The 18,384-nt window shown below is 71.6% G+C and carries 17 protein-coding genes; 11 read left to right on the plus strand and 6 right to left on the minus strand.

Features of this window, described 5'->3' with window-relative positions; translation table 11 throughout:
* Nucleotides 1-150: 150 nt before the first annotated feature.
* Nucleotides 151-1,608: an NCS2 family permease gene (locus ACWGN5_RS32685; RefSeq protein WP_453522013.1), complete on the plus strand. Its 1,458-nt coding sequence runs from the start codon at nucleotides 151-153 to the stop codon at nucleotides 1,606-1,608.
* Here the strand turns inward: ACWGN5_RS32685 and ACWGN5_RS32690 are convergent.
* Nucleotides 1,578-1,802, minus strand: a complete 225-nt coding sequence (locus ACWGN5_RS32690) for a hypothetical protein (RefSeq protein WP_369145751.1) — start codon at nucleotides 1,800-1,802, stop codon at nucleotides 1,578-1,580. The genes ACWGN5_RS32685 and ACWGN5_RS32690 overlap by 31 nt on opposite strands.
* A gap of 201 nt (nucleotides 1,803-2,003) precedes the next feature.
* On the opposite strand from ACWGN5_RS32690, the gene ACWGN5_RS32695 reads away from it, so the two are divergent.
* Nucleotides 2,004-2,447: a MarR family winged helix-turn-helix transcriptional regulator gene (locus ACWGN5_RS32695; protein WP_030693586.1), complete on the plus strand. Its 444-nt coding sequence runs from the start codon at nucleotides 2,004-2,006 to the stop codon at nucleotides 2,445-2,447.
* A gap of 26 nt (nucleotides 2,448-2,473) precedes the next feature.
* Nucleotides 2,474-3,826, plus strand: coding sequence for an MFS transporter (locus ACWGN5_RS32700; protein WP_453522016.1), 1,353 nt, complete (start codon nucleotides 2,474-2,476; stop codon nucleotides 3,824-3,826).
* Nucleotides 3,827-3,878: 52 nt separating this feature from the next.
* On the opposite strand, the gene ACWGN5_RS32705 is transcribed toward ACWGN5_RS32700, so the two are convergent.
* A complete protein-coding gene (locus ACWGN5_RS32705; RefSeq protein ID WP_453522018.1) occupies nucleotides 3,879-4,379 on the minus strand; it encodes a GNAT family N-acetyltransferase in 501 nt (166 codons plus the stop codon).
* Between the two features lie 33 nt (nucleotides 4,380-4,412).
* Here ACWGN5_RS32705 and thpR point away from each other — a divergent pair, with 33 nt between their 5' ends.
* Both thpR and ACWGN5_RS32715 read left to right on the plus strand, forming a co-directional pair.
* Entirely contained in the window at nucleotides 4,413-4,997 is a 585-nt protein-coding gene (gene thpR / locus ACWGN5_RS32710) for an RNA 2',3'-cyclic phosphodiesterase (protein WP_453522019.1), read from the plus strand.
* Between the two features lie 166 nt (nucleotides 4,998-5,163).
* Nucleotides 5,164-6,153 carry an aldo/keto reductase gene (locus ACWGN5_RS32715; RefSeq protein ID WP_453522021.1) on the plus strand — a complete coding sequence of 330 codons (990 nt, stop codon included), beginning with the start codon at nucleotides 5,164-5,166 and terminating at the stop codon, nucleotides 6,151-6,153.
* Nucleotides 6,154-6,165: 12 nt separating this feature from the next.
* On the opposite strand, the gene ACWGN5_RS32720 is transcribed toward ACWGN5_RS32715, so the two are convergent.
* Nucleotides 6,166-6,699, minus strand: coding sequence for a MarR family winged helix-turn-helix transcriptional regulator (locus ACWGN5_RS32720; protein WP_453522023.1), 534 nt, complete (start codon nucleotides 6,697-6,699; stop codon nucleotides 6,166-6,168).
* A gap of 36 nt (nucleotides 6,700-6,735) precedes the next feature.
* On the opposite strand from ACWGN5_RS32720, the gene ACWGN5_RS32725 reads away from it, so the two are divergent.
* Nucleotides 6,736-7,152: a carboxymuconolactone decarboxylase family protein gene (locus ACWGN5_RS32725; RefSeq protein WP_453522038.1), complete on the plus strand. Its 417-nt coding sequence runs from the start codon at nucleotides 6,736-6,738 to the stop codon at nucleotides 7,150-7,152.
* Here the strand turns inward: ACWGN5_RS32725 and ACWGN5_RS32730 are convergent.
* Nucleotides 7,136-7,828, minus strand: a complete 693-nt coding sequence (locus ACWGN5_RS32730) for a GDSL-type esterase/lipase family protein (protein WP_453522025.1) — start codon at nucleotides 7,826-7,828, stop codon at nucleotides 7,136-7,138. The two genes, ACWGN5_RS32725 and ACWGN5_RS32730, sit on opposite strands and share 17 nt — an antisense overlap.
* 82 nt (nucleotides 7,829-7,910) lie before the next feature.
* A complete protein-coding gene (locus ACWGN5_RS32735; protein WP_453522027.1) occupies nucleotides 7,911-8,753 on the minus strand; it encodes an alpha/beta fold hydrolase in 843 nt (280 codons plus the stop codon).
* 229 nt (nucleotides 8,754-8,982) lie between these two features.
* Here ACWGN5_RS32735 and ACWGN5_RS32740 point away from each other — a divergent pair, with 229 nt between their 5' ends.
* Genes ACWGN5_RS32740 through ACWGN5_RS32750 form a run of 3 tightly spaced genes read left to right on the plus strand, consistent with a single transcriptional unit; the run spans nucleotide 8,983 to nucleotide 11,947 of the window.
* Entirely contained in the window at nucleotides 8,983-9,879 is an 897-nt protein-coding gene (locus ACWGN5_RS32740) for a hypothetical protein (protein WP_453522029.1), read from the plus strand.
* Nucleotides 9,864-10,943, plus strand: coding sequence for a zinc ribbon domain-containing protein (locus ACWGN5_RS32745; protein WP_453522031.1), 1,080 nt, complete (start codon nucleotides 9,864-9,866; stop codon nucleotides 10,941-10,943). The genes ACWGN5_RS32740 and ACWGN5_RS32745 overlap by 16 nt, the downstream gene beginning before the upstream one ends.
* 17 nt (nucleotides 10,944-10,960) lie before the next feature.
* The gene (locus ACWGN5_RS32750; protein WP_453522032.1) at nucleotides 10,961-11,947 is read left to right on the plus strand and encodes a WD40 repeat domain-containing protein; all 987 of its coding nucleotides are present in this window, start codon (nucleotides 10,961-10,963) and stop codon (nucleotides 11,945-11,947) included.
* An 87-nt stretch (nucleotides 11,948-12,034) separates the two neighbouring features.
* Here the strand turns inward: ACWGN5_RS32750 and serC are convergent, their stop codons facing one another.
* Nucleotides 12,035-13,153 carry a phosphoserine transaminase gene (gene serC, locus ACWGN5_RS32755; RefSeq protein WP_453522034.1) on the minus strand — a complete coding sequence of 373 codons (1,119 nt, stop codon included), beginning with the start codon at nucleotides 13,151-13,153 and terminating at the stop codon, nucleotides 12,035-12,037.
* A 51-nt stretch (nucleotides 13,154-13,204) separates the two neighbouring features.
* Between serC and ACWGN5_RS32760 the strand changes: the two genes are divergently transcribed.
* Both ACWGN5_RS32760 and ACWGN5_RS32765 read left to right on the plus strand, forming a co-directional pair.
* Nucleotides 13,205-16,036 carry an FAD-binding and (Fe-S)-binding domain-containing protein gene (locus ACWGN5_RS32760; RefSeq protein ID WP_453522036.1) on the plus strand — a complete coding sequence of 944 codons (2,832 nt, stop codon included), beginning with the start codon at nucleotides 13,205-13,207 and terminating at the stop codon, nucleotides 16,034-16,036.
* Between the two features lie 192 nt (nucleotides 16,037-16,228).
* The gene (locus ACWGN5_RS32765) at nucleotides 16,229-17,962 is read left to right on the plus strand and encodes an FG-GAP repeat domain-containing protein (protein ID WP_453522037.1); all 1,734 of its coding nucleotides are present in this window, start codon (nucleotides 16,229-16,231) and stop codon (nucleotides 17,960-17,962) included.
* The last annotated feature ends 422 nt before the right edge of the window (nucleotides 17,963-18,384 follow it).

Consider the following 18,384-nt stretch of genomic DNA (forward strand, 5'->3'; position numbering starts at 1 on the left):
GGCTCAGTTTAGGCCGGTCATTTCTGTGTCTACGCGCGGAGATGGACTGGCGCTCGTTCATGTGTTCATACTGAAACGGTTTGCCTCTGGCGGGTTCCCTTCGTATGAACCGCCAAAAAAGGACTTCTGAACCTCCGAAGAGGAACCCCCATGAGCTCGACGGCCACCGCCAAGGCCACGTCCCCGTCGCCGGAAGACCAGATACCCGCGGGTCCCGTCTCCGGCCTCGACCGCTACTTCAAGATCTCCGAGCGCGGCTCGACCGTCGCCCGCGAGATCCGCGGCGGCTTCGCCACCTTCTTCGCGATGGCGTACATCATCGTGCTGAACCCGATCATCCTCGGCAGCGCCAAGGACATGTACGGGCACCAGCTCGACGGCGGTCAGCTCGTCACCGCCACCGTCCTCACGGCGGCGTTCTCGACGCTCCTCATGGGCGTCATCGGCAACGTCCCGATCGCCCTCGCCGCCGGCCTCGGCGTCAACACGGTCGTCGCCCTCCAGCTCGCGCCGAAGATGTCCTGGCCGGACGCCATGGGCATGGTCGTCCTCGCCGGCATCGTCGTCATGCTGCTCGTCGCCACCGGTCTCCGCGAGCGCGTCATGAACGCCGTCCCGGTCGGCCTCCGCAAGGGCATCGCGATCGGCATCGGCCTCTTCATCATGCTGATCGGCCTCGTCGACTCGGGCTTCGTCTCCCGCATCCCCGACGCCGCGCACACCACCGTCCCGCTCCAGCTCGGCGGCGACGGTCACCTCACCGGCTGGCCGGTCCTCGTCTTCATCCTGGGCACGCTGCTCACCCTCGCGCTGATCATCCGCAAGGTCTCCGGCGCGATCCTCATCTCGATCGTCGTCATGACGATCGTCGCCATGGTGATCAACGCGGTCGCGACCGTCCCCTCGTGGGGCCTCACCACCCCCGAGTGGCCCGGCAACCCCGTCGCCTCGCCCGACTTCGGCCTGGTCGGCCAGGTCAGCCTCTTCGGCGGCTTCGAGAAGGTCGGCTTCCTCACCGGCGTCCTCTTCGTCTTCACTGTGCTGCTGTCCTGCTTCTTCGACGCCATGGGCACGATCCTCGGCGTCGGCGACGAGGCCAAGCTGATCGACCGGGACGGCAACTTCCCCGGCATCAACAAGGTGCTCCTCGTCGACGGCCTCGCCGTCGCCTCCGGCGGCGCGACCTCCTCGTCGGCCACCACCTGCTTCGTGGAGTCCACGGCCGGCGTCGGCGAGGGTGCCCGCACCGGTCTCGCCTCGGTCGTGACCGGCGGTCTGTTCTCCGTGGCGCTGTTCCTCACGCCGCTCGCGACCATGGTGCCGTCGCAGGCCGCGACCCCCGCGCTGCTCGCGGTGGGCTTCCTGATCCTGGCCGGGTCGGTCAAGGACATCGACTGGAGCGACTTCACCATCGCGGTGCCGGCGTTCCTGGCCATGGTGATGATGCCGTTCACCTACTCGATCACGAACGGCATCGGCATCGGCTTCATCGCCTTCACCGTGCTGCGTCTCGCGGCCGGCCGGGGCCGTGAGGTCCCGGTGGCGATGTACATCGTGTCGGCGGTCTTCGTCTTCTACTACGCGATGCCGGCGCTGGGCCTGACCTGATCACCGGGCGCGTCGGACGCCCCGTAGAACTTCTCCGTCTCGTCGACCGCGGTCTTGAACCGCTCGTCGAAATCCTCGCGAATGAGCGTCCGGGCCACATAGTCCTGGACGCTCATTCCTCTTTTCGCGGCGTGACTCCTGAGCCGGTCGAGCAGCTCACCGTCGATGCGCAGGCTGAGCACTGTCGATCCCATGCCGTTCAGGGTCGGGGCAGCCGGGGCCTCTTTGCGTCACTTTCCGGATCCGACTCACTCATTTGGGTGATACATGGATGCCGAAGCGTGATCTGCCGTGTGCCGTGCTGCCACTTCGGGCCGGAGGTGTGGGTGTGATGCGTGTGACGTCCGACCGTTCCCGTTGGTAATTAGACAGAGTAATGAGTTAGGCTAACGAACATGCCAGATCTGTCCCACGGCACCGCCGACGACGCCGCGGCCGTGAACGCGCTCCGCTCCTCCGTCATGCGACTGGGCCGACGCCTCAAGCACCAGCGCGTCGACGAGTCGCTGAGCCCCACCGAGATGTCGGTGCTCGGCACCCTGTCGCTCTGCGGCTCCGCCACCCCCGGTGAGCTGGCGCGCAAGGAGCACGTCCAGCCGCCGTCGATGACCCGCATCGTCGCGCTGCTCGAAGCCAAGGGACTGGTCCGGCTTGAGCCGCACCCCGACGACCGCCGGCAGAAGGTGGTCAGCCAGACCGAGCAGGCCGAAGCCATGCTCGAAGAGTCCCGCCGCAAGCGGAACGCCTGGCTGGCCTCCCTCGCCGAAGGCCTGGACGAGGACGAATGGGCGAAGCTGCGCGCGGCCGCCCCGGTCCTGGAGAAGCTCGCCCACCTGTAACCGAGGCGCCAAGGAGGCGACGCACTTTGAGTACGGGACCCGGAGCAGACTCCGCACCCGTCCATCAACCCACCCTCGACACCCGCGGGCGGGGAGGAACCCTCTTCGGGGACACCTTCTCCTCGCTCCGCATCCGCAACTACCGGCTGTTCTTCACCGGAGCCATCGTCTCCAACACCGGTACCTGGATGGCGCGGATCACCCAGGACTGGCTGGTCCTGAGCCTCACCGGCTCGGCCGCCGCCGTCGGCATCACGACGGCCCTGCAGTTCCTGCCGATGCTGCTCTTCGGGCTGTACGGCGGTGTCATCGCCGACCGCTACCCGAAGCGGCGCCTGCTGCTCGTCAGCCAGGCGGCCCTCGGCCTGTGCGGGCTCGCGCTCGCCGCCCTCACCCTGTCCGGATCCATCCAGGTCTGGCACGTGTACCTGATCGCCTTCCTCCTCGGGATGGTGACCGTCGTCGACAACCCGGCCCGGCAGACCTTCGTCTCCGAGATGGTCGGCCGCAAGCAGCTCCGCAACGCCGTCTCCCTGAACTCCGCGAACTTCCAGTCCGCGCGGCTCATCGGACCCGCCGTCGCCGGTGTCCTCATCGCCGGGGTCGGCAGCGGCTGGGCCTTCCTCCTCAACGGGCTGTTCTTCCTCGGGCCCATCGCCGGCCTGCTCCTCATGCGGCCCGCCGAGTTCCACCCGGTGGAGCGCGTCCCGCGCGGCAAGGGGCAGCTGCGGGAAGGACTGCGGTACGTGGCGGGGCGGCCGGACCTGATCTGGCCGATCGTGCTGGTCGGCTTCGTCGGGACCTTCGGGTTCAACTTCCCGATCTGGCTCACCGCTTTCTCCGGCGACGTCTTCCACGTCGGCGCCGGTTCGTACGGCCTCCTCAACACCCTCATGGCCGCCGGCTCCCTCGTGGGCGCCCTCGCCGCCGCCCGCCGCGGTTCCACGCGGCTGCGGATGCTGGTGATCGCGGCGGCCGTCTTCGGCGTCCTGGAGATCGCCGCGGCCCTGTCGCCGGCCTTCTGGGTGTTCGCGCTGCTGCTCGTGCCGATCGGCATGATCGGCCTCACGGTGAACATCACCGCGAACTCGGCCGTCCAGATGGCCACCGACCCCGCCATGCGGGGCCGGGTCATGAGCCTCTACATGATGGTCTTCGCCGGCGGTACGCCGATCGGGGCCCCGCTGCTCGGCTGGGTCACCGACACGTACGGCGCGCGCGTCGGCTTCGCCACGGGCGGCGTCATCTCGCTCGCGGCGGCGGTCGTGGTGGGCCTGGTGCTCGCCCGGGTCGGCGGCCTCAAGGTCGCGATGGGCTGGCACCACGGGCACCCGCAGGTCCGGTTCGTCGCCCGGGAGCGGCTGGCGACGGCCGCCTGACGGTAGGTACGGGGTACGGGGCCGCGGTCGGCGCCCCGTACCCCGTCGTCCGTCAGAACCGCCGTTCCAGCACCTGGCCCGGCCAGTCGCCCACCTGGAACGGTTCCGTGCGGGTGAAGCCCTGGCCCTCGTAGTACGCGATCAGACGGCCCTCGCTGCCCGCGAAGCAGTCCACGCGCAGCAGCGACACGCCCTGGCGGCGGGTCTCCGCCTCCGCGTGGGCCAGGAGCGCCGCCCCCACCCCGTGGCCGTGGAAGCGGGCGTCCGTCGCCAGGAGGCGGACGTACACCTCGGGCTCGTCCGCCGGCGCGATGTACTGGCCGGGGTGCGGGGTCAGCGTCATCGTGCCCGCCGGCACGCCGTCGATCTCCACGATCCACGGATCACCCTCGGACATCGTCCGCTCGACCTGCTCCACCGCCTTCGCCCGCCCGGAGAACGACTCCGTGCCCCACTGGGCGGTGATCCCCTTGCCGTTGAGCCACACCACGGCGCTGTCGAGTATCGCGAGTATCGCGGGGAGGTCCTCCGCCCCGCCCTTCCTGATCTTCATGCCGGAGACGTTAGTCGGTGCCAGACTTCTGTCATGAGGCTCTTCGCCGCCGTCGTGCCCCCGCCGGAGCGGCTCGACGAGCTCGGACACGTGGTCGGCCGGCTCCGCCGGCTGCCCGGGGCGGACCGGCTCCGCTGGACCTCGCGGCCCGGCTGGCACCTCACCCTCGCCTTCATGGGAGAGGTCGAGGAGGAGCTGCTGCCCGAGCTGCGGGTGCGGCTCGAACGGGCCGCGCACCGGACGCCGCCGTTCTCGCTGCGGCTGCACGGCGGCGGGCACTTCGGACGGCGGGCGCTGTGGGTCGGGGTCGCCGGGGATCTGGACCTGCTGCGGCTCCTCGCCGAGCGGTCCGACGCCGCCGCGCGCCGGGCCGGGGTCGCGATGGACGAGCACCGCCGCTACCAGGCGCACCTGACCGTCGGCCGGGCGCGGGGGGACGGGGTGGCGCTGGGTCCGTTCGTGGACGAGCTCGGCGGGTTCGAGGGCGCGCGGTGGCAGGTCGGCGAGCTGGCGCTCGTACGGTCGAACCTGCCGGGTGGCGGGGTGCCGGGCGCGCAGCCCCGGTACGAGACGGTCGGGGCCTGGCCCCTTGAGGGGCGCGAGGGGCACTCGGGTTAACCTCGTCGGGTGGACCCGAAGACCCGTAACCGGATCATGGCCGGCGTGCTCGTACTGATGTTCGCGATCATCGCGGTGGCCTCGTTGGCCGGCCAGTAGTACCCGCAACCCATCTCGTGGGAAGTCCCTTGCTTCGAGTGCGCTCGAAGCAGTTGGCTTGACGCCCATGGAGTACACGCAGCTCGGACGCACCGGACTCAAGGTCAGCCGACTCGTCCTCGGGACGATGAACTTCGGACCGCAGACGGACGAGGCCACCAGTCACGCCATCATGGACACCGCCCTCGACGCGGGGCTCAACTTCTTCGACACCGCCAATGTGTACGGGTGGGCGGAGAACAAGGGGCGTACGGAGTCGATCATCGGCTCCTGGTTCGCCCAGGGCGACGGACGCCGCGACCGCACGGTCCTCGCCACCAAGGTGTACGGGAACATGGGCGCCGACGGCGAGGCCTGGCCCAACCACGACAAGCTCTCGGCGCTCAACATCCGCCGCGCCGTGGAGGCCAGCCTGAAGCGGCTCGGCACCGACTACATCGACGTCTACCAGTTCCACCACATCGACCGGTCGACGCCCTTCGAGGAGATCTGGCAGGCCGTCGACGTCCTCGTCCAGCAGGGCAAGGTGCTCTACGCGGGCTCCTCGAACTTCCCCGGCTACAAGATCGCCCAGGCCAACGAGACCGCCGCCCGGCGCGGCTCGGTCGGGCTCGTCAGCGAGCAGTGCCTCTACAACCTCTTCGAGCGGCGCGCCGAGATGGAGGTGATCCCGGCCGCCCAGGAGTACGGCCTCGGCGTCATCCCCTGGTCGCCGCTGCACGGCGGCCTGCTCGGCGGCGTCCTGAAGAAGGAGACCGAGGGCAAGCGGCGCACCGAGGGCCGCGCGGCGGCCACGCTCGCCGACCCGGCGGTGCGGGCGCAGCTCCAGGCGTACGAGGACCTGCTCGACAAGCACGGCCTCCAGCCGGGCGAGACGGCCCTCGCCTGGCTGCTCACCCGCCCCGGCGTCACGGGCCCGATCGTCGGCCCCCGCACCCCGGACCAGCTGGCGGGCGCGCTGCGTGCCCTTGAGCTGGAGCTGACCGAGGAGGTGCTGGCCGGCCTCGACGAGATCTTCCCGGGCCCGGGCCCTTCTCCGGAGGCCTTCGCCTGGTGACGTGACCTCTTCCTAAGGGGTTCCCAGCCAGCTCGTGGCGTCCAGGCGGAACGCCGTCTCCGCGGGGACGACGTTCCGCAGGGCCGCTTCCATGTCGCGGACGCGGTCCGCGCCGAGGGTGGCGGCCCATTCCGCCCGCAGGTCGTCGAAGATCGTGGCGGAGCGGGCGAGGGCGTCGTAGCCGCGCGGGGTGAGGCGGACGAGTTTGCGGCGCGCGTCGGCGGGGTCGTCGGCGCGCTCGGCGTAGCCGACGGCGAGCAGGCGGTCGACGGTCTTGCCGGCGGCCTGCTTGGAGACGCCGAGGCGGCGGCCGATGTCGCTGGCGGTGGCGCCGTGGACGCCGATGGCCTGCATGGCGAAGCCGTGGGCCGGGCGCATGTCGGGGTGGCCCTCCTCGGCGAGGCGGGCGTGGAGCCGGTCGATGAGGGTGCGGAAGCCGCCGAAGAGGAGCAGGGGCAGCTCGTATCCGGGGGTGTCCCGTACGGGTACCCCCTTGCCCTTATCGACAACCTGGTTTACGTTTTCTCCAGCGACATGGTCAACCATGTTGTCCATTCTAGTTCTGGGGGATCCGAGTTGTCTGTGACCATCGACATGTCCGCCCGTATCGCCGCCGCCGCCTCCCTCCTCAAGGAACTCTCCCCGGAGACCCTCGACGGCTTCCTCAAGCTCAGCGCGATCTTCGAGTCCACCACCCTCGACCCGCACTCCCGCGAGACCGTCGTCCTGACCGTCGCCGAACGCAACCAGTGCCACCTCTGCGTCGACATGCACGAGGCGAAGATGGCCGCCCTCGGCCCGGCCCCCGACGCCGAACGCCTCGCCGCCGTAAGGACGTTCACCCTCCGCGTCCTCGCCACCTCCGGCGCCGTCAGCGATGCGGACCTCGCCGACTTCGAGAAGGCCGGCTACACCCGCCGCAACGCCCTGGAGGTCTGCCTCGGCATCGGCACGTACACGGTGTCGACCTTCGCGAACCGCCTCACGCGGGCTTCCTGACCCCGTACCGCCCGCCCAGGCCCCACGCCTGGTGCATCGCGTCGGCGAACGCGGCGGCCAGCTTCCGCTCCCCGCTCGGGCCGGGGTGCGTGCCGTCGTACGTGTCCACCCGCAAGTCGTACGACTCCGGAACCGTTGCCAGGAGCAGCGGCGAGGCCGCCGTGTCCAGGTCGGCGACCGCCTTCGCGAGCAGCTCGTTGAAACGGGCGCACTCGGCCGCGAAAGCGGCGTCGTACCCGGCGCGGACGTTCGGAATGACCGGCAGGAGCACCGCCCGGACGCGCGGGTTCGCACCCCGGGCCGCCGCCACGAACGCCCGGACGTTCTCCTCCGTCTGATCGCTGTTCGTGTAGAAACCCAGGTCGATCAGACCCAGGGAGATCAACAGCACGTCCGCCCCCGTGGACGCGACCGTCTCACCGATCACCGGCGCCATGTGCAGCCAGCCCTCGCCCCACCCGGCCAGATGACGCCGGGCGGCGGCGGGGAACGCCGGATCCGGGTACGCCTCCGAGGCAGGGGCGTCGACGGCGGGGTCGTACAGACCGGAGCGCGGGCCGACGATCTCGTACCCACCGGGGAGCGTCGCCTCCAGGTGCTCCCACATGCGGTAACGCCAGGTCCAGTCGCCGGCGCGTCCGATGGTCATGCTGTCGCCGACGAACAGAAAACGCATGGCCACATCATCGCGGACCGTGTCCCGGAGCGGCGACGTGATCCGGGACACGGACCCCTCTCACGCCCCTCTCAGGCCCCTTTCACGCCCCCAGGAAGGCGTCGACCGCCGCCACGAGCCCCGCCGCGTCGTCGTCCCACGGGAAGTGCCCCGCCCCCGCCAGGACCGCGAGCTCCGCCTTCGGGAACAGCTCCGCGTACGCGGTGGCCGTCGGCACCGGGGTGTTCACGTCGTACTCCCCGGCGACGACCAGCACCGGACGGTCGAACTCCGCGAACACCGCGCGCGTGGCCGCCGGTTCGAAGACGCCCTCGCTCCCGTAGACCGCGGCGGCCTCATTGTTCCGCTGCCGACCGCTGTCGGCGTGCCGCCGCCGCGCCGCCTCGTCCCAGGTCCCGTGGAAGAACGGCGACACCGCCGTGACGTCCTCGGCCGAACCGCTGTTCGTCGCCAGCCTCTCCAGAGCCGCGAACGCCGGGCCGAACCACGGCTCCTCGCTCCGCAGCCGCGCCGCCGACTTCCGCACCTCCCCCGACGTCTCGAGCCCGACCGCCGCCGTGCCCGGCGTCAGCAGGACCAGCCGCGCCACCCGCTCCGGATACCGGGTCACGTACAGCGCGGCCAGGTTCGCGCCCGCCGAGTGCCCGAGCAGATCGACCGTGTCGAGCCCGAGGTGCACCCGCAGCGCCTCCACGTCCTCGACGAGCCGGTCGCAGCGGTACGAGTCCGGGTCCTCGGGCGCCTCCGACGCGCCCGTGCCCCGCAGGTCCAGACGGATCACCGTCCGGCGGGCGTCGAGCCCGCCCAGGTCCCCGAGATAGACGGAGTCCTGCAGGGGGCCGCCGGGCAGGCAGATGAGCGGATCGCCGGAACCGGACGCGTGGTACGCGAGGAGGGTGCCGTCGGAAGCGGGGAAAGTAGGCATGGGCGCGACCATGACAGCGGTTCCACCGCTGGGCAAGCGGGTTTCCGCGCCGTCGTGGCAGGCTCACCTGTGCCCTTGGGGATCTGCGGTGATGGGCTGATCGTCTGTCTGTTGCCGTGTGCCGTGGTGCAGGTATCGGTGTCGTTCGTGGATCCGTGAGCCGAACGCGTGACCTTCCCGCACCGGTGTCGTTGATCGGATGACAGCACCAGGGGTGAGGGGAGGGGTGGTGAGCCGGAAGCTGCCGCTGGGTGCGGGTGAGACGGTCCGTACCGCCTGTGCCCGCGCGCTGGCCCGGTCGGGCGTGGAGGAGAACACCGGTGCTGTCCTCACCGCCACCGTCTTGGTGGAACGGGTGGGCTGGTGTGCCGATCTGGTGGCGGGCATGACGGGCGCTCTGCTGGCCGGGCACTGGAACACCGCAGACGTGGACACGCTGACCTCCGGCATGGACGCGGGGGGTCGGAAGCTGCCGTCGAACGCGTGGATGGCGTTGCGTCGCCTGGGCTGGGCCGTCGCCCCGCCGGACGGCGTGAGGGTGAACGACCGGATCGTACGCATGGCCCAGGAACAGGCCGGGCGCACCTTGCGGTCGGTGAAGTGGCGCGCCGGTCTGGTGGCCGGTGTGCTGGCCGCGTGGCCGAAGGACCCGAGAAAGCGCACGGATGAGGAGTGGGAGCAGGTGCGGGCCGCGATACCGGGCGGTGAGCACGTGCCGTCCGGAGTGATCCGTTCCCGCACCCGCCAGATCGTTTCCTTCGCGTGTAAGTACGGGCGTCTTCCGGTGGATGTGTTCGCGCTGGAGCCCGAGCCGCGTACGGCGCGGATGCTGCTGCTCGCCGCGTGCGACGGGCAGCAGGCCACCATCGAACGATCCGACGACGGGCAGCGGGCATTGCTGCGCTTGCAGCTCCCCACCCGGCCCGACCCGCGCACCTACGCCGACTGGACCTGGGTCGCCTGCCCCATCGCGCTGCCGCCCACGGTCCCGGCGGACGCGTTACTCCACCTACCACCCTGCGCATCGCGGGCGGGAAGGTACGCGCCGACCTCGCTTACACCCACCCCGTCCCCAAGTCCCGGCGCGCCGGGCACGCCGTGGCGCTCGGGGTGGACTGGGGCCTGAACACCCTTCTCAGCGCGGGCACGGCCCGGTTGCACGACGACGGGCGGATCACCGCCCTCGGGGCGGGCGCCCAGTTCCGGGCTGCCGGTGTGCTGGCCAAGCAATACCGGCTGCGCCGAATCAGCGAGCACCTGCACGCCAAGAGCGACCACTACACCCGGCTCGCCGACCCGACCCTGGACGGCAGGGCGGCGACCCTGGCGGAGGAGATCCGGCGCGTCTCCGAGCGCCGTTCGAACCTCAACGACGCGCTGGCGTGGTCTGCCGCCCGCTGGGCCGTCGATCAGGCCGTGGCGGCCGGGGCCACCGTGATCTACCTGGAAGACCTGCGGTCGCTGGAAGCCGGTGGTATGGGCCGTACCCACAACACCCGCCTCTCCCAGACCGTGCGCGGGCAGATCGCCGATCGCATGCGCCACCTCGCCGCCGAGGCCGGCATCGCCGTCGTGACCGTGCCGCCGCGTCACACTTCCAAGCGCTGTCCCTGCTGCCTCACCCCGCTCCGCCACCGCAAGGCCCCCGACCGGCCCACCGTGCCGGGGTGGAAGTGGGCCATCTGCCCCAACCACGAGTGCGGGTGGCAGGGCGACCGGGATCAGGGCGCCTGGCGGCGTATCGCGGCACGTGGCCTCGCCCACCAGACCAAGACCGTCGTGAACCGCGCCGGCGGCACCATGCTGATCCACACCGTGATGGACACGCTGGAGGCCAAGGCCGTCATCACGACCAGCCCGAAGACCAGCCGGTCGGACCGGTCCAAGACCGGCCCCACCCGGCCACGCACCAACCGCTTCACGCCCAGGCGACGTGAGGTTCCCTCCCCGGCACGGCCCTCAGGGCGTGCTGGCCGGCGTCCGGAGGGACACGCACCGACGGACCGGCCCCGGCTGCCCCGCGCAGCCCACCGGCACCAGAGCGTGACCACGATCAGCACACCCACCAACCGGCACAAGCCGCGAGGGGCAGCACGGGGCGCGGGATTCCACCTCCATGCCCACGCCTCCCCGCCCAGGTGGGCAGAACCCACACCGGACCCCACGGTCCGCACAGGTTCGCCTGGCTGATCAGAGACACTTGATCCATGCGATCTGCTCTCTGCGCCCTCGGCGCGGCCGCTGCCCTGGCGCTGCTCCCGGCCGGCCATGCCCGTGCCGAAGGGCAGGAACCCGACCGGGACTTCACCATCGAGGACTCCCGGATCACCGAGTCCAGCGGCCTCGCCGCGAGCCGGGCCCACCCCGGGATCTACTGGACGCACAACGACCAGGACGCGCCCCTGATCTACGGCATCGACTCCCGTACGGGAAAGACCGTCGCCACCCTGACCATGGCCGGCGTCGGCACCCCCCGCGACATGGAGGCGATCGCCGTCGGCCCGGACGGCGACATCTACGTCGGCGACATCGGCGACAACCTCGACGGCTCCTGGGACCACGTCTGGATCTACCGCTTCCCCGAACCGAAGCAGCTGAAGGACCAGACCGTCCGGGCGAAGCAGTACGTCGTGAAGTACGCCGACGGGGCCCGCAACGCCGAGGCCCTGATGGTCCATCCGAAGACCGGCCGGGTGTACATCGCCAGCAAGAACGAGGACGGCGGCGGCCTGTACGCCGGCCCCGAGCACCTCTCCGCCTCCGGCACGAACGTCTTCCGGCGCGTCGGGGACGTCCCCTGGGTGACGGACGGCGCCTTCTCCCCGGACGGCGACCGGCTCGTCCTGCGCGGCTACTTCAGCGCCAAGGAGTACGCCTGGAAGGACGGCCGCCTCACCGACGACGGCACGGCGGTCGGCGCCCCCTTCCAGGGCCAGGCGGAATCGGTGACGTACACGACCGACGGCTCGGCCTTCATGTTCGGCTCGGAGGGGAAGAACAGCCGGGTGGTGCGGGTCGACCGCGCCTCCGGGAGCCCTTCACAGAAGCCGACGGAGACGCCGGGCAGGGCGCCGAAGTCCCCGGCGACACCCGCCGCCGAAGACGAGAAGGGCAACGTCACCACCGGCTTCCTCGTTCTCGCCGGAGCCACCGTCCTCGTCGTCGGCATCAAGCGGCTGCTCCGCAAGGGATAGCCGAAGGCCTGGCCTCTCCGGAAGGGACAGCCGGAGGGCCCGGCATCGGACATGTCCGACGCCGGGCCCTCCGTACGACCGCAGAGGTCAGAGCTTCTCGATGACGTAGTCGATGCAGGCCGTCAGGGCCCGCACGTCCGCCGGGTCGATCGCCGGGAACATCGCGATGCGCAGCTGGTTGCGGCCCAGCTTGCGGTACGGCTCGGTGTCCACGATCCCGTTGGCGCGCAGCACCTTCGCGACCGCCGCCGCGTCGACCTCGTCCGCGAAGTCGATCGTGCCGATGACCTGCGAGCGCTTCGCCGGGTCGGTGACGAACGGGGTCGCGTACTTCGACTCCTCGGCCCAGCCGTACAGCGCCTGCGAGGACTCCTTCGTCCGGGCCACGGCCCAGTCCAGACCGCCCTGGCCGTTGATCCACTTCAGCTGCTCGTTGAGCAGGAAGAGGGTCGACAGCGCCGGGGTGTTGTACGTCTGGTTCTTGAGGGAGTTGTCGATCGCCGTCGGCAGGGAGAAGAACTCCGGGATGTGACGGCCGGACGCGTGGATCTTCTGCGCCCGCTCCAGCGCGGCCGGGGAGAAGGCCGCGAGCCACAGACCGCCCTCGGCGGCGAAGGACTTCTGCGGGGCGAAGTAGTAGACGTCCGTCTCGGTGATGTCGACCGGCAGACCGCCCGCACCGGAGGTCGCGTCGACCAGGACGAGCGCACCCTCGTCGGCGCCCGCGACCCGCTTCAGCGGGGCGGCGACACCGGTGGAGGTCTCGTTGTGCGTGTACGCGTAGACGTCGACGCCCGCCTCGGCCACCGGCTCCGGGTGCGTGCCCGGGTCGGAGGAGATCACGGTCGGCTCGGCAAGCCAGGGAGCCAGCTTGGCGGCCTTCGCGAACTTGGAGGAGAACTCGCCGAAGGTGAGGTGCTGCGACTTGTTCTCGATCAGACCGTGGGTCGCGACGTCCCAGAAGGCGGTGGAGCCGCCGTTGCCCAGGATCACCTCGTAGCCCTCGGGCAGCGAGAAGAGGTCGGAGATGCCGGCACGTACCTCGCCGACCAGGTTCTTGACCGGAGCCTGGCGGTGGGACGTGCCGAGGAGGGAGGTGCCGGTGGCGGCCAGGGCGTCCAGCGCCTCCGTACGCACCTTGGAGGGGCCCGCGCCGAAACGGCCGTCGGCGGGCTTGATGTCAGCGGGAATCTGGATCTCAGCCACGAGGCGGAGAGTATCGGGTCGGGGCGGGGCCGGTCGCCGGATGTCCGCCCGATGAGACGAGGACTGAGACATCCTGGGCTTGTGGAAACACACGAGGAACACCCGTCCGCCCTGGCCTCCGACCTGCGCGCCGCAGTGCGCGGAGACGTCGACTTCTCCGTCACCGCGAGGGCCCTGACGACGATGGACGCCTCCAACTACCGCCGCGTTCCGGCCGGTACGGTCGCACCGCGCGACGCCGCCGACGTCGCCGCCGTCCTGGAGGTGTGCCGGGCGCACGACACCACCCCGGTCGTCGCCCGGGGCGCCGGGACCTCGATCGGAGGCCAGGCGACGGGCACCGGCGTCGTGCTCGACCTCACACGGCACATGGGCGGCATCGTCTCGATCGACCCTTCCGAACGCACGGCCGTCGTCCAGCCCGGGCTCGTCCTCGACCGGCTGCGGGCCGCGGCCCGCCCGTACGGCCTGACCTTCGGCCCCGACCCCTCCACGCACAGCCGCTGCACCCTCGGCGGCATGATCGGCAACAACGCGTGCGGGGCGCACTCGGTCGCCTGGGGGACCACGGCGGACAACGTGCGCTCGCTGGAAGTGGTGACGTACCGGGGCGAGAGATTGACGCCGGGGCGAGGCGGCCAGGGCGCGCCCACGGGTCTGCTCGATCTCGTCGACCGCAACCTCGCCCTCCTCCGCACCGGCTACCCGCCCGGCCTGCCGCGCCGCATCTCCGGCTACGCCCTCGACGCGCTGCTCCCCGAGCGGGGCGTGGACGTGGCCCGCTCCTTCTGCGGCAGCGAGGGCACGCTCGGCGTGGTGACGGAGGCGACGGTGTCGCTCGTCCCGCTGCCCGCCGAGCCGGTCCTCGTGGTCCTGGGGTACGCGGACGAGACCGCGGCGGCGGACGCGGCGGCGGGGATTCTCCCGTACGGGCCGCGGACGGTGGAGGGCATGGCGGCCGATCTCGTACGGGGGGCCTCGGGGCTGCCGAAGGGCGGGGCGTGGCTGTTCTGCGAGGTGGACGGGGAGGAGGCGGCCCGGACGCTGGTCCGGGCGGCGGACGCGCTGGACGCGGTCGTGGTGCGGGAGGCGGCCGGGCAGCGGGCACTGTGGCGGATCCGTGAGGACGCGGCCGGGACGGCGACCCGGATGCCGGGGGGCGGGGACGCCTGGCCCGGATGGGAGGACTGCGCGGTGCCGCCGGCGAGGCTGGGCGCGTACCTGCGGGAATTCCGGTCCCTGCTGGCGGAATTCGGCCTCAGGGGAGTCCCGTACGGGCACTTCGGGGACGGCTGCGTGCACGTCCGCATCGACTTCGACCTGTGGACGGGCAAGGGCGTACGGGACTTCCGCCGCTTCTCGGAGGCGGTCGCCGACCTCGTGGTCGCCCACGGCGGCTCGCTCTCCGGGGAGCACGGCGACGGCCAGGCGCGGGCCGAGCTGCTGCCGAGGATGTACGGGGAGGAGCTGGTCGGCCTCTTCGGAGCGGTCAAGGACGTGTGGGACCCGGACGGGGGCCTGAACCCGGGGATGCTGGTGCGGCCGCGGCGACTGGACGAGGGACTGCGCTTCGAGGGCCTGCCGGTGGTGGGGGTCGGGAGGGCCGCCGCGAGGTGCGTGGGCGTGGCGAAGTGCCGGGTGGACGGGCCGAGCACGGGCCCGGGCGTGATGTGCCCCTCGTACCGGGCGACCGGGGAGGAGAAGCACTCCACGCGGGGCCGGGCGCGGCTGCTGCACGAGATGGCGCTGGGCGAGGTCATCACGGACGGCTGGCGCTCGGAGGAGGTGAAGGACGCCCTCGACCTGTGCCTGTCGTGCAAGGGCTGCCGCAGCGACTGCCCGGTGGGCGTCGACATGGCGGCGTACAAGGCGGAGTTCCTGGACCGGCACTACGCGCGACGGCCGTTCGCGCGCCCGCGCTCGCACTGGACGATGGGCCGGCTCCCGGGCTGGCTGGCCCACTTCGGGCGGGGCCTGAACGCGGCACTGCGGCTGCCGTTCGCGGCACGGCTCGCGGGGGTGACACCGGAGCGGACGATGCCGAGGGTGGCGGAGCGGTCCTTCGTGTACTGGTTCGGCGAACGCGCCTCGAACCGCGCGCCGTCGCTCACCCTGTGGCCGGACACCTTCACGAACCACCTGGCCCCAGAGGTGGGCGAGGCGGCCGTCCGGGTCCTGGAGGACGCGGGCCTCGGGGTGGAACTGCCACCGGGACGGGTCTGCTGCGGGCTCACGTACGTGTCGACGGGGCAGCTGGGGGCGGCGCGGAGGGTGATGCGGAGGGCGTTGGACGTGATGGGGGAGGGGGGTGGCGGGGGTGGTAGGCCTGGTGGGGCTGATGGCGTTGGTGGGGCCGGTGGGGCCAGTGGGGCCGGTGGGCCTGTCCGCCCGGTGGTTGTCCTGGAGCCCTCCTGCGCGGCCACCCTCCGCACCGACCTGCCCGAACTGCTGCCGGACGACCCGCGCGCCGCGCGCCTCGCGGCCTCCGTCCGCACCTTCGCGGAGGCCCTGGAGGAACTCGCCCCCGACTGGACCCCGCCCCGCCTCGACCGCCCGGTCACCGGCCAGACCCACTGCCACCAGCACGCGGTCCTGGGCGACGCGGCGGACCGCCGGCTGAGGGAGAGGGCGGGCCTCACGGGCGACCTGGCGGGCGGCTGCTGCGGCCTGGCGGGCAACTTCGGCTTCGAACCCGGCCATTACGAGGTCTCGGTGACCTGCGCGGAGGACCAGCTCCTGCCGGCCCTGCGGGAGGCGGGGGACGCGACGGTCCTGGCGGACGGCTTCTCGTGCAGGACGCAGATCGCGGACCTGACGAACGCGCGGGCCCGGCACCTGGCGGAGCTTCTGGCGGAGGGCCTGGAGGAGGAGCTGGGGCTGTAGGAGGGATGGGGGCTGCGGGACGGCGAGGACCTTCTCCTCGGACTCCCGCGGCCACGGCCGCGGCCCGTGACATCCCGGTGTCTTGACGCTGACCTGCTGAAACGTTGAAGATGCACGCACTGTTGGGCGCGCCCCCGCCGAGTGCGGGCCAGAGCGGAGCCGACTCCACTTCTGTTCCGGGGGGAACGACTCTTGAGCAAGCGCATGCGCCGCGCGGCGGCGATGACCGGGGTGGCGGGCGTGCTCGCCGTGACGGCCCTTGCGAACGCCGGAACGGCCACGGCCGAGGACGACGTGCTGCGGCTGTCCGCGCACGACCAGATCGCCGCCCCCGGGACCGGGCCCCGCCTCGCGCCGACGGTGGAGTCCGGTAGCGCCGACGGCAAGACCGTGATCGCCTTCTCCACCAAGCCGCTGACCGGACCTGCCGGAGAAGGGGCGGGCGTCCCGCAGGGATTCACCGCGTACGCCAACGACTGCACCGAGGTCGCCGGCCTCGTCGCCGTCTACGTCTGCGGCCCCTCCGGCCTGCGCCCCGGCTTCACCGTCCCCGCGGACGCCGCCGACATGACCACCGTCTACTGGGGCTTCGCCTACGTGCCCAAGGGCGGCGACCTGGCCGCCGGCATCGAGACCGCACGCATGGCGGCCGCCACACCGGCCGACGCCACCCACGGCAGCGCGAAGGTCGTCGTCAACACCGCCGCACACGCCGCCCTGAACACCGTCGCCTTCGACCTGCCCGACATCCCCTCCGGAGGAACGGTCCGGCAGCAGCTCCGGGTTCACGCCAACGAGGCCGGAGAGCTGAGCCTCAGGTTCCGGCCGGCCGACGGATACCTCTGGCGGCAGTCGGGCGACATCAGCATCGGCGGGCTCACCACCGGTCCCGGAGCGACCTGCACCCAGCCCTCCACCACGCTCATGACCACCCCGGTGAACCTCGACTGCCACCTGGAGCCCGGCGACCACGCCATCGGCTACGAGCTCACCACGTCCCCGAGCTCGTCCGCCGTGAAGCTCGTGGCCCTCACCGGATTCGACATCTACGACTTCGGCACCCAGTACACCGACGTCCGCCAGATGAGCACCCCGTTCACGGCTCTGGGCAAGCCCGTCCTTCCCCGTTACGACCTCCTCGCTCGCGACACCACCGGCAAGCTGTGGAAGTACGACGGCACCGGCACGGCCGCCACACCGCTGGGCACTCGCTCTGAGGTCAGCACCGGCTGGCAGGCGTACAACACCCTCACGTCGCTCTCCCCGTACAAGGAGGGCCCCTACTACTGGGCCGGCGTGAAGCCGTCCGCCGTCACGCGTGGCCTCGGCGATCTCGTCGCCCGGGACGGGGCCGGCACCCTCTGGTACTACGATCGCCAGCTCGGCTCCGAAGGGCCGTACGCGCCCCGCGTCAACGCCGGCACCGGCTGGAACGTCTACGACCGGATCGACGGCGCCGGGGATCTCGACCGGGACGGGTACATGGACCTGCTGGCCCGGGACAAGGCCGGGGTGCTGTGGCTCTACAAGGGCACCGGCAGTTTCACCGGGGCGCGGTTCAAGGCGCGGGTGAACGTCGGCGCCGGCTGGGGTGCGTACGACCGGCTCGCCGGTGGCGCCGACGTCACCGGTGACGGGCGGGCCGACCTGCTGGCCAGGGACAAGGCCGGCGTCCTGTGGCTGTACCGGGGCACGGGCAGCGGTACGACTCCGTACGCCACGCGCACGAGGGTCGGCAGCGGCTGGGGCGCGTACGACCAGCTCGTCGTCGCGGGAGACCTCACCGACGACGGCAAGGCGGACACCGTGGCCCGGGACCGGGCCGGGGTCCTGTGGCTCTACCGGGGCACCGGCGGCGCGGGCGCGCCGTTCGCCGGCCGGACCAGGATCGGCAGCGGCTGGAACGCGTACGACCGGGTCTTCTGACCGGACCCGATCACCCGGCTTCGAGGGCTTCTGGTGCGGCCGCCCTCTTTCCGAGTGTGGCGGCCTCCACCACCGCGTCAAGGGCAAGTCGGCTTCGCCGATGGGCTGCGCCCACCCTTGACCCGGCGGCGGAGGCCGCCTTTTCACACTCGGAGGGCGGCCGGGGGTGCGGGTCCGCGCGGAGGCCCGGGCAGTGTCCGGGGCCGGAGGGCGACCAGCGGCCCGGGGGGTGGGGGCTGGGTTCGTGGCGGGGGTGGGTGGGGCCGTTGCGGTCGGCTCGGGGTGCGCGGCAGTTGTATGGGGTGGCCCGGGTCGGCTTAGCGAGTCGCGACCGTCTTGTGGTGGGGATTCAGGCCCCGCTGGTCACTCCCGGTGGGTTGGGGGGAGTGGTTTCTGCGGGTAACTCGGCGCTGCGGACCCCA

It is taken from the genome of Streptomyces sp. NPDC055815, from assembly GCF_053616475.1.